At 56.1% G+C, this 14,298-nt stretch carries 12 protein-coding genes; all 12 read right to left on the reverse strand.

Annotated features, from left to right (window positions below; genetic code table 11):
• Positions 1–2: 2 nt before the first annotated feature.
• The 12 genes from Q8L89_07480 to glyA all read right to left on the reverse strand — a co-directional run bounded on the left by Q8L89_07480 (position 3) and on the right by glyA (position 14,184).
• The gene (locus tag Q8L89_07480) at positions 3–1,244 is read right to left on the reverse strand and encodes an ATP-binding protein (GenBank protein MDP1708885.1); all 1,242 of its coding nucleotides are present in this window, start codon (positions 1,242–1,244) and stop codon (positions 3–5) included.
• Complete coding sequence (locus Q8L89_07485) at positions 1,241–1,909, reverse strand: GTPase domain-containing protein (protein MDP1708886.1); 669 nt, start codon at positions 1,907–1,909, stop codon at positions 1,241–1,243. Before Q8L89_07485 ends, Q8L89_07480 begins: the two co-directional genes overlap by 4 nt.
• A gap of 9 nt (positions 1,910–1,918) precedes the next feature.
• A complete protein-coding gene (locus Q8L89_07490; protein MDP1708887.1) occupies positions 1,919–2,431 on the reverse strand; it encodes a response regulator in 513 nt (170 codons plus the stop codon).
• 45 nt (positions 2,432–2,476) lie between these two features.
• Positions 2,477–3,784, reverse strand: a complete 1,308-nt coding sequence (locus tag Q8L89_07495; GenBank protein MDP1708888.1) for a response regulator — start codon at positions 3,782–3,784, stop codon at positions 2,477–2,479.
• Between the two features lie 10 nt (positions 3,785–3,794).
• The gene (locus Q8L89_07500; GenBank protein MDP1708889.1) at positions 3,795–5,129 is read right to left on the reverse strand and encodes an ATP-binding protein; all 1,335 of its coding nucleotides are present in this window, start codon (positions 5,127–5,129) and stop codon (positions 3,795–3,797) included.
• 26 nt (positions 5,130–5,155) lie between these two features.
• Positions 5,156–5,623 carry a response regulator gene (locus Q8L89_07505; GenBank protein MDP1708890.1) on the reverse strand — a complete coding sequence of 156 codons (468 nt, stop codon included), beginning with the start codon at positions 5,621–5,623 and terminating at the stop codon, positions 5,156–5,158.
• 25 nt (positions 5,624–5,648) lie between these two features.
• Complete coding sequence (locus Q8L89_07510) at positions 5,649–7,778, reverse strand: ATP-binding protein (GenBank protein ID MDP1708891.1); 2,130 nt, start codon at positions 7,776–7,778, stop codon at positions 5,649–5,651.
• Positions 7,775–8,827: a cytochrome c peroxidase gene (locus Q8L89_07515; protein MDP1708892.1), complete on the reverse strand. Its 1,053-nt coding sequence runs from the start codon at positions 8,825–8,827 to the stop codon at positions 7,775–7,777. The genes Q8L89_07510 and Q8L89_07515 overlap by 4 nt, the downstream gene beginning before the upstream one ends.
• Before the next feature lie 446 nt (positions 8,828–9,273).
• Positions 9,274–11,076 carry an EAL domain-containing protein gene (locus Q8L89_07520; GenBank protein ID MDP1708893.1) on the reverse strand — a complete coding sequence of 601 codons (1,803 nt, stop codon included), beginning with the start codon at positions 11,074–11,076 and terminating at the stop codon, positions 9,274–9,276.
• A gap of 214 nt (positions 11,077–11,290) precedes the next feature.
• A complete protein-coding gene (gene ribD, locus Q8L89_07525; GenBank protein ID MDP1708894.1) occupies positions 11,291–12,394 on the reverse strand; it encodes a bifunctional diaminohydroxyphosphoribosylaminopyrimidine deaminase/5-amino-6-(5-phosphoribosylamino)uracil reductase RibD in 1,104 nt (367 codons plus the stop codon).
• Entirely contained in the window at positions 12,391–12,903 is a 513-nt protein-coding gene (nrdR, locus tag Q8L89_07530; GenBank protein MDP1708895.1) for a transcriptional regulator NrdR, read from the reverse strand. Before nrdR ends, ribD begins: the two co-directional genes overlap by 4 nt.
• A 24-nt stretch (positions 12,904–12,927) precedes the next feature.
• On the reverse strand, positions 12,928–14,184 hold the full coding sequence (glyA, locus tag Q8L89_07535) for a serine hydroxymethyltransferase (GenBank protein MDP1708896.1): 1,257 nt from the start codon (positions 14,182–14,184) through the stop codon (positions 12,928–12,930).
• Between the last annotated feature and the right edge of the window lie 114 nt (positions 14,185–14,298).

Here is a 14,298-nt window from a genome sequence, read left to right on the forward strand (position 1 = left end):
GATCAGGGATGTACGGCTTTTTCAAGGGGCAGATAGATGCTGAATGTGCTGCCTGTGTCTACTTCACTCTTTACCTCAATGTGTCCGCCATGGGCCTGGATAATGTCATGGCTTACGCTCAGGCCGAGACCGGTGCCCTGGCCTACATCCTTGGTGGTGAAGAAGGGTTCGAAAATGCGGGGTAGCAGATGCTGAGGTATGCCGCAGCCATCGTCACTGATGCGGATACATATCTCGCCGGCAAGCAGTTCTGTTTGTACATGAATGTGGCCAAAAGAAGTCATGGCCTGGCTGGCATTGAGCAGTATATTGACCAGCACCTGACCAAGCTGGCCAGGATGGCACCATACCAGGGGAATATCCTGAAAAGTGCTGCTGAGTGAGGCACGCGCCTGCAGGGTGTTTCTTACCACGTTACAAACCTGGGATATTTTCTGGTTGATATCCGTAAGTTCCTCTTCGGTTCGGTCAATATTTGAGAAACCCTTGAGGTCTGCCACGATACGCATGATACGCCCTGCCCCCTCCGCGCTTTCCTCCAGCAGTGCCTTGAAGTCCTCCAGCATCAGAGTGATGTCCTGTTGTGCGAAAATCGCCGCTGCGCGTTCGGTGTTCTGCGCATTGCGTATAAGGCTAGTGGCTGCCACCAGTTTGTGAACATACGAGCGGGCGGTGTTGAGGTTGCTGGTGATGAAGCCGATAGGGTTGTTGATTTCATGCGCAACACCAGCGGCGAGCTGGCCGATAGAGGCAAGCTTTTCACTCTGGTACAGATGGCGTTGCGCTGTGTTAATCGTCTGCACCTGCTGCGTCACGCGTTGCTCCAGATTTTCCGCCAACGCCTTGTAGCGCGCCTCTGATTCCGCCAGTGCGGCATGTTCACATTGCAGCTTCTCGTAGTCAGCGTGTACTGCTTCGAGATGAAGGGCTGAGGCCATGTGGTAGCGGCGTGCGCTCTCAAGCAGTAACTCGATAAGTGCCGTTGCCGCCTGCAGACGTGCCACTTCCTGTGTCGGGGCTTCCAGATAACCCAGCGCTTCCATATCGCCCTGTATGACCTGTCGCGTACACTGTGTCGGCACCCTGTCTTTACCCAGCACGGTACAATTGTGCATATCCGTGATATGTACTTCCACGCCCAGCAGTGCGCGCAGACATTCCAGCAGGCGTTTACCATCTATGCCAGCAAGCTGTTCACGCAGGCCGAGCTCACGATCAAATCGGGGGAGCGGTTCGGTGTTCACGCGTGCATACGCTCTGCTGCTCCACCCAGCGTGGTGGCGACAAAGGTCGCTTGGTCAAGGCCGTGTCTGGCATGCAGTTCGTACTCATACTCGATGGCCGCATATACCTGCGATAGCAGGACTGTGAAGGTTTCACATACGCCATGGCCGGTGAGTGCGCTGCTGTATGTAAGTGGCCAGGGTGTGGTCTGCCAGCGCTGGCGAATTTCGCCCTCACTCAGAATATCTGGCAGGTCGCGTTTGTTAAACTGCACGACGAGCGGGAGCTTGTCGAAGTTGAGTCCGACACGGTGAACGTTCTGCGCCAGATTGTCGAAAGACTCGCCATTATTTATGCTTTGCGAGCGCTGCGAGTCGGCGACAAATACCACGCCGTCGGCACGCGACAGCACCGCTTTACGTGTGCCATCGTGCGCTATCTGGCCGGGCACTGTGAACAGCTTGAGTTTGATCAGCAGCCCGGAGGGTGTGTGAAATCCCAGCGGCAACAGATCGAAGAACAATGTACGGTCGTTGCTCGTTTCAAGCGTCATGATGTTGCCTGTATGCTCTGGGCGCAGCAGATCATGCAGTCTCATGAGATTGGTGGTCTTGCCGCTCTGTGCTGGCCCGTAGTAAACCAGCTTGAGTGTCAGCTTGTTTCCCGATGCATCGAAGTCCGCCATGACATCCGCCTAGGTGTCTTCCGCGTCCAGCAGGATGGAACCGTCATCGTCCAGTTTTACCCGTGTAATACCGGCATGCTCCGCTTCAAGACGTTCCAGCTCCAGACGCTGGGCGCGCACCTGGTCAGCAAGGCGGCGGTTCTCCATCAGTACGCCATGGTGCATGAGTGCATGCGCTACCGTTGTGCGTAGTTCGTAGTCGTGCCAGGGCTTGGTGACAAAGCGAAAGATATGGGCTTCGTTGATGGCGCCAAGCAGCGCATCCATGTCGGTATAGGCGCTCAGCACCATGCGCAGGGTGTCAGGCTGCAGCTGATGCAGTGTAGTGAGAAAGAACACGCCATCCATGCCCGGCATGCGGTAGTCCGAGATGGCGAGATCGAACTCGCCGCCCGCCTTGATGCGCTTTAGTGCCTCGGTGCCGCTGTTGAAGGTTTCAATGTGATAATTGTCCTGGGCCAGCACACGCTTCACGGCGCGCAGCACATTTTCATCGTCATCGACCAGCATGATACGTTGCACGACTACCTCCTGGTGGCTTTCATTTCATGTATATCCATTCAGGAATCAGGCGGATTGTATGTAAATCGTGTGTCTGTGGCCTTCCTCTTTTTCAAAGGCGATCACCTTGTGGATCACGACGGCATTGAGTGTGCGCCCTTTGGAGAGCAGCATAAGACCGCCTTTGCTGACGAGGTCGCGCGATAGCACCATGCCCTCGTGCAAATCATCAGAAGAAAGGCGTAGCTCTGAGATATCGGCGTTGTCCGTGGTGTCAATAACATGCAGGAAGGTGTCTACAATTTTCGCATCATAGCGTTGGTTGCGATTGGCAATAAGAAACGAGCAAGCCTCCTGTGCGCTCATTTTCCCATGCAGCAGTTTACCGGCCTGTAGTGCGTCATAGTCGCTGGCCACTGCCAGGATGCGTGCGCCAAGCGGGATACGCTCGCCTGAAAGCTTGTCGGGGTAGCCCTTGCCGTCGAAACGCTCATGGTGGCTGCGAATGTACTCCGATGCCTTATGCAGCGTATCCAGGCTGAGCAGAATAGCCTGTCCGGTTGCGGGGTGTTTCTCAAAGCCTGCACGCTCATTCTCTGAGAGATCGATGTAGGACTTGTTGAGTACGTTATCCGGCAACCCGATTTTTCCAATATCATGCAGTAGTGCGGAGTAGTGGATATCCTGTACATCACCCTCGGATAGCCCGAGTTTCGTGGCGATGGCCTGTGCGTGCTCCGCAACACGGCGTGTATGGCCGGTTTCGGTGCCCTCACGTAACCCAATCAGATGCGAGAACACCGAGATGGTGGTGTCGTAGGCCTGCTTTAGCTGCTGATAGGCCAGATCCAGCATGTCTGCGGTTTGCTGTATTTCCTGTGTTCTTGACGCCACTTTCCTTTCCAGGCTTGTATTTAATTCCTTGAGCTGTTCATTTTGCTGGAGAACCTTGGATTCCAGGCGCTTCTTTTCCCGCTCCAGATCCTTCTTCTCCAGGGCCTGTTTGACGCACAGGAGGATGTCGGTGTCTTCCCATGGCTTGGGGATGTAGCGATAGATGCTGCCCTTGTTGATGGCATTGATGGTGGAGCTGATGTCAGCGTAACCGGTGAGCAGGATGCGTATGGTGTCAGGCCAGGATTTTGTTACCTGCTCCAGAAATTCGGCTCCATCCATGCCGGGCATACGCATATCGGAGATCACGAGGTCTATATGCTCGTGGGCGAAAACCTCCAGCGCCTTGTTGCCGCTTTCAGCCGTAAGGATGCGGTAGCCGGCGGGCCGGAACAGTCGTTGCAGTGACGACAGGATATTGGCCTCATCGTCGACGAACATGATGGTGGCGGAGGGGACGGTTTCAGGGTTGGCACTCATGACATTACCTTTAGGCTTGTGCGACGAGTTTGTGGTCTTGGCTTTGCTGTATCGGGAGCCACACTGTAAAGCATGTGCCTTTTCCGGGCTGGCTTGCCACGTCAATCTTACCGCCATGTTTGCTGATAATGCTGTAGGCAAGAGACAGTCCGAGCCCGGTACCCTTGCCCACCGGCTTGGTGGTGAAGAATGGATCGAAGATGCGCGGCAGGTTTTCGGGTGCAATACCCTTGCCGGTATCTGTGACGGATACCCATGCCTGCTCATCCTGGAAACCAGTCTTGAGTGTGATTGTGCCCCGTTCTTCGATGGCATGCGCCGCATTGACCAGCAGGTTCATGAATACCTGGTTGATCTGTGATGCCACACACTCAACCAGCGGCACTTCGCCATACTCCTTGATGACATCGGCCTTATATTTAACTTCATTGTTGACGATATTGAGCGTGCTGTTAAGCCCCTTGTGCAGATCGGCGAATAGCCACTCGGCGCTGTTCACATGCGAGAAGTCCTTGAGATCCTGCACAATGTGTTTTACGCGTGTGATGCCTTCCTTGCACTCGCGCATCAGGTTCAAGGTATCTTCGCGCACAAACGTAAGGTCTACCTTGGCTTTGAGCGTTGTGATCGCGGCAAGCATCTGGGCAGCATCAGGCTGGGTGGCCAGTAGGGGTTCAGCTTTCTCATAGGCGCTAAGCACGCTGAGAATATCCTGCACATAGTTCTGCATGCTGCCCAGGTTCGAATAGACATAGCCGATTGGGTTGTTTATCTCATGCGCTACGCCAGCCGCGAGCTGACCGATGGAGGCCATCTTCTCTGACTGCAGAAGCTGGCTGTGTGCTTCTTCAAGTTGATGATTTATTTTTTGCATCTTTGCATTGATGGCGGACAGCTCTCTAATGCGCTGCTGCTGATATTCATGCAGACTGGCCTCTGACTCGGCAAGCTTCTTGCGAGTGTTGATCTGAACGAAGATGCGCTCGACCGCCAGCGGCAAATAGCTGATCGACTCAACCGATTTTATGATGAAGTCACTTACCCCTGAGCGCAATGCAGCTATCACGGTGCTATCGTCACTCATGCCGGTAGCCATGATGATGGGCAGGTCGTAACCGTTGGCTTTTAGTTGTGCCATGAACGCGAGGCCGGTAATGCCAGCGGGCAGTATGTAATCCAGTACAACTACATCAATGCCGTCCTGCTGAATGATGCCTAGTGCCTCAGCGGCGGTTACGGCATTAAAGACCTTGTAGCCGGACTTCTCCAGGGCGCGGCGCTCCAGTGTGGCGATTCCGAGATCGTCTTCAACGATGAGTACTGTTCCGCGTGTTGTCTCTGTCATGGGCCTTCTCTTGTGTCCTTTCGTTTTTACGCCGCAGGTTGTTCTATAGGGATGCGTTCATTGGGCACGACGGCTATTTGCAGGAACATGCCGAGACGACGCACGACGTCGCAGAAAACTTCGTACTCCACCGGTTTGGTAATATAGATGCCACAACCCAGCTCATAGCAGTTAGCTACCTCGCGTGGATCATCTGTAGTAGTGAGCATCACGGTGGGGATGGTTCTGGTGCGTTCATCCGATTTGAGCTGGCGCAAGACCTCGACCCCGCCCATGCGTGGCATGTTGATATCGAGCAACATCACCAGCGGGTGATCGTGCGCGCGCCCGGTATAGGCGTTGGTGGAGTGCACATAGTCGAGGGCCTCCTGGCCATCCTTGACCCAGACTATGTCGTTGACGACCCCGGCTCGGCGCAGATTGCGCTGCACCAGCGTGGCATGGCCCTCGTCATCTTCGGCCAGTAATATGGTGGCAGGTGCAGTATTTATCATAAATATTTACTCCGTTTAATGTTTGCTATGCGGCTGCTTCTGTATCCATGGTGTTGACAGGTAGGCTGATGAAGAATGTGGTGCCTTCACCTTCGCATGATTGCACCCATATTTTTCCACCGTGGCGTTCTACCATGCGACGTACGATGGAAAGCCCGACGCCTTCACCTTTTGCCTTGTCGGGATGGAAGCGCTGGAATATCTGGAACAGCTTGCCTTGGGCTGCTACGCTCATGCCAAGGCCGTTATCACGGACATAATAAGTGCGCAGGGTAGCGTTGACGCTGTTCTCCGGGATCCAGCCTATTTCGATGAGGCCCGGTCGGTTCGGGTCGAGATAGTTGAGGGCATTGCCAAGCAGGTTGGCGAATATCTGCTCGATGGCGGTGGCATCACCCCAGAGCGGTGGCAGATCAGTTGTGGTGAAAGTTGCTCCGCGCTCCTGGGCTATGGACTGCATGGAATCAGTGATGCGCTGGATGACGCTACCCATTTTTACACCAGTCCAGTGATACTCCACCTGGCCGGCACGAGAGAGCCGCAACAAGGCATCAATGATATTAGACAGGCGCATGACGCCTGCCCGGATGAAATTGATCGAGTCCTGCATGTCGCTGTCTAACAATGCCAGGCCGCGTTTGCGGATATCCTCCGGGATGTTGTCGCTGGCCATCAGCAGGCGTAAATCCTGGGACACAATGGTAAGCTCGTTGCTGAAGCCCTGCAGGTTGACGAGTGGTGAGCGTAAATCATGCGAGACGCTGTAAACCAGCATGTTATTCTCTTCATCACGTTGCTGGAGCTGGTCGAGATAGAGTTCTGCCTGCGCGTTGGTGGCTTCCAGGTCGGCGGTACGAACGCGCACGCGCTCTTCCAGTTCATCGTTGTTGCGGCGGAGCTCCTCTTCGGTTTCCTTTTGCCGCGTGATGTCGGTGCGGATTGAAACGTATCGGGAAGGCCTGCCCGTATGATCCATGAAGGGTACGATTGTTGTTGCTACCCAGTAGAAGGAGCCGTCTCTCTTGCGGTTCCTGACGTGTCCCTGCCACACCTTGCCGCTGGAAATGGTCTTCCAAAGATCGGCGAAAAAGTCCTTTGTGTGCAGGCCGGAATTTACGATTCTGTGGTTTGCCCCCAACAGGTCTTGTTCTGAATACTGACTGATCTCGCGGAATTTTTCATTCGCATAAATAATGTTACCGTTGGCATCGGTTATGCTGACAATGGCATGGTGATCCAGCGCGGCCTTCTGGAACTCAAGGTCCCTGTAGGTTTCCTCCAGCGTACGTGAACTTTGCCTGAGCCGGAAAAGAATATAACCGACGTAGACGAGCAGAAGAATGGAACTTACATAAAGCAGCAGGCGATATACTGCGGCTTCTTTCTCGGCGACGTCATAGTAAGCCTGATGGGTGGTGTAAAGGGCCTGGTAGTGTTTCGCAGTCGGCATCGCAATCATCTCGCGGACGAGATTATCAACCACAGGTTTAAGCTGTATGGCATTGGCCACATACACCAGCGTCACACGTACCGCCTCGTTTACGGCTGCGGGGTATTGCCCGCGCAGCGCATGCAGGTTTTGAAGTTGTGCCTCCACACGCGGGCGGCCGTGAACCGCGCTGTCATCTTCGAGATAGAGCAGTGTATCCAGCAGTAAGCCGCTGATTGCGGTCTTGAGCCGGCTGTACTCTGCCTCGTTGAGCAGGCTGTCGAGGTCAGAGTCACCCTCGACAAAATAGCGCATCGCGCTCTGGAGGTGATCCGCCGCGCTCTGGAGCTGGGTATTCTGCATTTTGAAATGCTCAATGGCGGCCATTTTTTCGCTGCTGGTTTGGGCGGCGATGTTGAAGGCTTCGTCAGCCGGTTGGCGTTTGTCTGTGGGTATGGCAGACGAGGCTGTTTGCAGTCGCTGGCTGAGTCGACGGGTTTTCCTGGTGGTGTCTACCAGAGGGTCGTAGTTATGCAGAAGACCAAGATTGGATTTCAGGATATCTTCATTCAGTCGGGTATCGAGGTACTCGATGTTGCGTATCAGAGTGAGTGTATTGTCATGCGCGGCATAATTCACGCCCTGAATCTTGATGAAAAGAAAGGAGAACAGGGCAGCAATAGCTGCCCATAACAGTCCCTGCCGGATATGCGCCAGGTTTTTCATAGCAGTGGTTTACCGTTGTACTCGCCGGGCAGGGTGTATAGGAATTTAATGAGCAGGCTCATGTCACCAGGTGTAATTTCGCGCCCCAGTTGATATTTCCCCATGATGTCTATGGCTTCCTCCAGGGTCGCGGCCGAGCCGTCGTGCAGATAAGGTGGGGTCAGAACGGCGAGACGCAGGCTGGGTACGCGAAAGGTGTGCCGGTCACGTTCATCGCCTGTGACATTGAATCGACCAAGATCGACTTTGCTGCCATTGCCGCGATCAGAAAAATAGTCGGCAGTGATGCCAAAGGTCTGGTACATGTTGCCGCCGACGTTCTTGCCTTGATGACAGGCGGCGCAGCCGTAGCTCTTGAACAGGGCATAGCCTGCCTTCTCTTCTTCCGTGATGGCCTGCTGGTCACCACGCAGGTATTTATCGAAACGGGAGTTGGGCGTGATCAGGGAGCGTTCGTAGGTGGCGATGGCATCCTTGATGGTGTGACTCTGAATGCCGTCAGGGTAGAGTTTATTGAACTGCTGGACATAACGGGCATCCTGTCGCAGTTTATTTATGATGTCAGGCCAATTTGAGCCCATTTCCGCCGGGTGGTGGACGGGCCCCTCCACCTGGTCTTCCAGGGTTTCTGCACGCCCATCCCAGAACTGCCTGAAATTAAGCCCGCTGTTGAAGACGGTGGGAGAGTTGACGTTGCCGAGCGCGCCACTGTTGCCGAGGGAGTATACGCGCTGGTCGGTACCGCCCATGCTGAGGACATGGCAGGTTGCGCAGGAAACGGTATTGTCATGCGACAGCCTGGGATCGTTAAATAAGGCCTCTCCCAGGCTGATTTTATTTTCATCCAGACGGTAACCTACCGGGATGGGCCAGATCGGTTCCTGCTCGTTATGGCCCGTGTCGGCATGGATATAAGCATCGTCATCTGTGGGGTTAAGCAGGGCGTCTGTTGTCTGCCCGGTTGTCAGATAGACAAACAGCAGCCATGCCATTATCCCCAGCAGTATTGTTGCGGCGCTCGCTATTCCGTACGTGGAATTTTTATTCATGACTACACTCGGTGTATCTAACCTCAGCGTCACCTTAAGGACCAGCAGGCTGAAATGCGGCGCGACCGTGTACGACGCAACCTTCGGCTCCCGAAGGTTGCGCCATGTCAGCCTTGCCCGATCCGTTGGGGCAGGCGCCTCTGTGCCATGTATTTAAAGATGGCTGGCATACCAGTTAGCGACACCGGGAGGGGAAACTTTAGGCGCCTGCATGTGTCTCACAAGCTATTGGATTTAAATGTGATAATTTAATTCCGGGGGGCTGTGGTGGGTTTTTGCAGGTGGTGAGTTGAGGGCGATGGAGGAGATAACAGGGTATTCCAGCCGCTGAGGCAGGGCACTTCGCCCCTGAGTGGAGGAGGCCTGAAATGGGATGAAACAGGTCTACTTAAGGGGCACTGGCGGCCCAATTGGGTGCCTCTCCAGCCTGTCTGCAGGCCCTCTATTTAAGAGCCCAGCGGCCGTGACAAGCGTCGCCCTTCGCGCAACAGGTGTGCAACGTCTGCCGCCGGCATGGGCTGGCAGAACAAAAAGCCCTGCATTTCATCACACTTCAGCTCCTGCAGGAATCTGAGTTGTTCCAGTGTTTCCACGCCCTCGGCAATGACGTTCAGCTTCAGGCTGTGTGCCAGGGCAATAATAGCTGAAACTATTGCCGCATCCTCCGGGTTAATCGAAAGGTCGCTTACGAATGTGCGATCGATCTTCAGGCCAAATAATGGGAAGCGCTTGAGGTAGGTCAAGCTGGAATAGCCGGTGCCGAAATCATCAATTGAAACCTTTACTCTCATGGCGCGCAACTGGTGCAGCGTCTTGATGGTTTCTTCCACATTGTCGACAAGCAGGCTCTCGGTAAGCTCCATCTCCAAACCCTCCCAGCTTGGATCAAGGCCGGTCTCCTGCAAAATGCGGGTGATGGTTGCAGCAAAATCAGGTTGCCGGAACTGTAACGCCGAGAGATTGACCGAAACCCGGATGGGCGCGAGGCCCTCTGTTTGCCAGGCCTTGTTTTGTGCGCAGGCGCTGCGTAATACCCATTCCCCCACTGGCACAATCAGTCCGGTTTCCTCCAGCAACGGGATAAACTCTGCCGGTGCCACCAATCCCCGCTCCGGACTTTGCCAACGGAGCAAGGCCTCCACGCCAATGATGCCTCCACTTTCCAGATCCAGCTGGGGCTGGTAATAAAGTACGAACTCGTTACGCTCCAGCGCATGACGCATACTACTTTCAAGGGTCAGGCGCTGTAACGCTTTGGCGTTCATCTCCTCAGCATAGTATTGATAATTGTTGCGGCCTTGCCGCTTGACGTGATGGAGTGCGGTATCGGCGTTTTTAACCAGTGTGGCAGAGTCTCCGCCATCCGAAGGGTAAAGGCTGATCCCGATGCTGGCTGAGATAAAGCACTCATTATTGTCGAGTACAAAAGGATCGGCCAATACATCAAGAATTTTCCGCGCAATGCCGGCGGCATCCTGCGCATTGTCCAGTTCGGACAGGATAAACATGAATTCATCCCCGCCTGCCCGGGCAAGCGTATCAATCACGCGCACGCAATTTGACAGCCGCTTGGACACCGCCTGCAGCAGCGCATCGCCCTGCGTATGGCCCAGTGATTCATTGACGATCTTGAAGCGATCCAGATCGAGCGACATGATTGCTGCCAGCCGTGTATTGCGTTGTGCGTATCCCAGCGCCTGCTGCAATCGGTCGGCGAACAACAAACGGTTGGGAAGACCGGTGAGCGCGTCATAGTTGGAGATGTGGGTCATCCGCTGCGTTTTTTCTTCTATGAGTTGTTCCAATTCTTCATTGATGCGCGCAAGCTTTATGTTCGCCGTTTGGATTTCCAGCGTCAGTTGTTCCCTCTCTTTCACCAGGGTGTACTGCATGAAGGCCTCATGCACATTGGCGCGCAGCGTTTCATTGCTCCATGGCTTGGTAAGGAATTTGTAGATGGCGCCCTGGTTGACGGCTGCAGTAACCGAGGCCAGATCGGTATAACCACTCAATACCATGCGTATGGTCTCGGGGTACAGATCCTTGACCCGGGTCAATAACTCAACGCCGGTCATCTTCGGCATGCGCTGGTCGGTGAGGATGACGCCGACTGTATGATTCGCCAATAGCGCCAGCGCCGAATCACCACTGTTTGCCGTCAGCACTTCGTACCCATCCTGATGCAGCAGGCGCACGAGGGATGCGGTGATGTTTTCCTCATCATCGACGAGCAGGATTGTTTTATCCATAGGATGTGTACGGCATGCCCCAATTCATATCAGAGAGCATATTGCATGCCAGTATTTGCGGACAGCTCTTATTGTCCTGGTGGCAGAGTAGGGTATGGTGGGGCACAGTTGAGTTATGCTCCTGCGGCAACTCTGTGCCCGAAAGGCGTAACCGTACGCAGCGGGGCGATTTGACCACCGTTGTGGGGGGGCTCGTGGGTTTGGACGTATTAAGTCAGGTAAGCGGTGCGGTTCTTTTGGCGGTGATCCGCCAATCGTGGCCCACCGGGCGCATCTCCACAATTTCGAGATCAATACGCTGCATCAATTGTTCGATGCCTGGTTGCAGATGCATCAGCCCCCGCGCACTGTCGCCGAGCAGCATCGGTGCCATGTAAATGACAAGCTCATCGGCCAGACCGGCATACAGCATGGCGCCGCTCAGAAGGGGGCCGGCCTCGACCAGCAGGTCATTGATGTGATATGTGGCAGCGAGGTGGTGTAGTACTGCGGGTAGATCAAGGCGGTCGCTGACCTGCGGCAGTTGTGTGACTACTGCGCCTGCCTGTGTGAGGCTGGCATGTTTGGCTGTATCGCTGAGGGTGGTCAGTACCAGTGTCTGTCCGGGTTCTTGCAGCATCCGCGCAGCAGGGGGTAGACGCAGGTGGCTGTCCAGCACCACACGCAGCGGATGCAGGTGGTCTTCCGCCACCCGCACGGTCAGCCGCGGGTCATCAGCCAGCGCGGTGTTGATGCCGGTCAGAATGGCGCCGCTTTCGGCGCGTAGCCGTTGCACGTCGGTGCGCGCGGACTCGCCGGTAATCCATTTACTCTCGCCGGTGGCTGTCGCGGTGCGTCCATCCAGCGTCATGGCCAGCTTCAGGCGCACAAACGGTCGGCCAGTACGCATGCGCAAGGCAAACCCCCGGTTGAGTTGTTCGGCTTCGGCTTGCATCAGTCCGCTGTCCACGGTGATGCCAGATTGCGCGAGCTGTGCCAGACCCTGGCCCGCGACCTTTGGGTTGGGGTCAGGCATGGCGGCAATGACCCGCGTCACACCCGCCTGGATGAGCGCGTCCGTGCACGGGGGGGTGCGGCCCTGATGACAACAGGGTTCGAGGGTGACATAGGCCGTGGCGCCGCGTGCCCGTTCACCGGCCTGTTGCAGCGCGTGAATTTCGGCGTGTGCCTCGCCCGTGCGTTGGTGCCAACCCGCGCCGACGACCGTGCTGCCATGTACCAGCACGCAACCGACGCGGGGATTGGGGTGGGCGGTGTAGCGCCCGCACGCCGCGAGTTGCAACGCGTGTGCCATGTGGGCCTGATCTGTTGCGGTCATTTTTTGGCGGGGTCGGCAGGCAGCAAGGGGATCTGGTGTTTCTTTACCGCTTCCGGCTGCTTGAGCCGCAGGCGTTCGATCTCGTCGCGGAAGGCATCGACATCCTGAAAGCTGCGGTAGACCGAGGCGAAACGCACATAGGCGACCTCGTCCAGTGCGTGCAGTTCGTCCATCACCCATTCACCCAACGTACGCGAGTCGATCTCACGTTCACCGCTGGCGCGCAGGCGCTGCTTGATGTGGCGGAGGGCGGCCTCGACGCGCTCGCTCGGCACCGGGCGTTTTTCCAGCGCGCGCATCATGCCCGCACGCAGTTTTTCATCATCGAAGGCGACGCGGCTGCCATCGCGCTTGACCAGACGCGGCATCGCCAGTTCAGCGGTCTCGTACGAGGTAAAACGCTCGTTGCAGGTGACGCACTGCCGCCGTCGTCGTACTTCCGCGCCTTCGTTAGCGAGGCGCGAGTCGATTACCTTGGTGTCATCTGCTCCACAGAAGGGACAGCGCATGGTGTGCGCTCCTGATTGTCACAGTTATGATCCGTATACCGGCAGGCGGCGGCAAATCTCCAGCGCTTGCTGCTTTACGCGGGCGATGACCTGCTCATCCCCGATGTTGTCCAGCACGTCACAAATCCAGCCGGCAAGAGTGCTGGCATCGCTTTCCTGAAAGCCACGGGTGGTGATTGCCGGTGTGCCGATGCGGATACCGCTGGTCACGAACGGTGATTGCGGGTCGTTCGGTACCGCATTTTTGTTGACCGTGATATTGGCCGCGCCCAGGGCCGCTTCCGCCTCCTTGCCGGTCAGCTTGCGGCTCACCAGATCGACGAGGAACAGGTGATTGTCGGTGCCGCCGGAGACGACGTTATAGCCGCGCTCCATCAGGGTCTTTGCCATGGCGCGGGCGTTGACCAGTACCTGCTGCTGGTAGGTCTTGAACTCAGGCTGCAAGGCTTCCTTGAACGCCACCGCCTTGGCCGCGATGACGTGCATGAGCGGGCCGCCTTGAATGCCGGGGAAGACGATGGACTGGAGCTTCTTTTCGATTTCCGGGTTGGCGCGCGCGAGGATGACGCCGCCGCGCGGACCACGCAGGGTCTTGTGGGTAGTGGAGGTGGTGATGTCGGCGATGTTCACCGGGCTTGGGTAGACGCCTGCGGCGATCAGCCCCGCCGGGTGCGCGATGTCAACAAACAGGTAGGCACCGACGCTGTCTGCAATCTTGCGGAAGCGTTGCCAATCGACCACACGCGAATAGGCGGAGAAGCCTGCAACGACCATCTTCGGCTTGTGTTCCTGCGCGAGCTTCTCAACCTGATCATAGTCAATCTCGCCGGTGCTTACGTCCAGTCCATACTGCACCGAGTTGTAAATCTTGCCGGAAAAACTCACCTTGGCGCCGTGCGTGAGGTGGCCGCCGTGGGCGAGGCTCATGCCGAGAATGGTGTCGCCGGGCTGTAGCAGCGCCATATATACCGCAGCGTTGGCCTGCGAGCCGGAATGCGGCTGCACGTTGGCATAGTCGGCGCTGAACAACTGCTTCACGCGGTCGATGGCCAGTTGCTCGGCCACATCGACAAACTCACAGCCGCCATAGTAGCGCTTGTGGGGATAGCCTTCGGCGTACTTGTTGGTGAGCACCGAACCCTGGGCCTCGAGTACCCGTGGGCTGGCGTAATTTTCAGACGCGATCAGCTCGATGTGATCTTCCTGCCGCTGGCGCTCGCCCTCCATAGCGTTCCACAGCTCGTCGTCAAAGCCCGCAATCTTCATTTTATGGCTGAACATGGTGTCCCCAATCGCTGCAAAATATGCGCAATGATAACCGATTTGGCGTCACCCACCTAAGGCCCGGCGGCGCAGAGGCGGGTTGGGTGGCGGCGCAGGATGGGCTACACTGGC

Source organism: Gammaproteobacteria bacterium, from assembly GCA_030680605.1.
Classification (GTDB): domain Bacteria; phylum Pseudomonadota; class Gammaproteobacteria; order SURF-13; family SURF-13; genus JAQBXX01.

Coding starts and splice junctions, on each gene's coding strand:
- Q8L89_07485 (MDP1708886.1), bottom strand. CDS start 1,909: ATGGCGGACTTCGATGCATCGGGAAACAAGCTGACACTCAAGCTGGTT.
- Q8L89_07495 (MDP1708888.1), bottom strand. CDS start 3,784: ATGAGTGCCAACCCTGAAACCGTCCCCTCCGCCACCATCATGTTCGTC.
- Q8L89_07500 (MDP1708889.1), bottom strand. CDS start 5,129: ATGACAGAGACAACACGCGGAACAGTACTCATCGTTGAAGACGATCTC.
- Q8L89_07505 (MDP1708890.1), bottom strand. CDS start 5,623: ATGATAAATACTGCACCTGCCACCATATTACTGGCCGAAGATGACGAG.
- Q8L89_07510 (MDP1708891.1), bottom strand. CDS start 7,778: ATGAAAAACCTGGCGCATATCCGGCAGGGACTGTTATGGGCAGCTATT.
- Q8L89_07515 (MDP1708892.1), bottom strand. CDS start 8,827: ATGAATAAAAATTCCACGTACGGAATAGCGAGCGCCGCAACAATACTG.
- Q8L89_07520 (MDP1708893.1), bottom strand. CDS start 11,076: ATGGATAAAACAATCCTGCTCGTCGATGATGAGGAAAACATCACCGCA.
- ribD (MDP1708894.1), bottom strand. CDS start 12,394: ATGACCGCAACAGATCAGGCCCACATGGCACACGCGTTGCAACTCGCG.
- nrdR (MDP1708895.1), bottom strand. CDS start 12,903: ATGCGCTGTCCCTTCTGTGGAGCAGATGACACCAAGGTAATCGACTCG.
- glyA (MDP1708896.1), bottom strand. CDS start 14,184: ATGTTCAGCCATAAAATGAAGATTGCGGGCTTTGACGACGAGCTGTGG.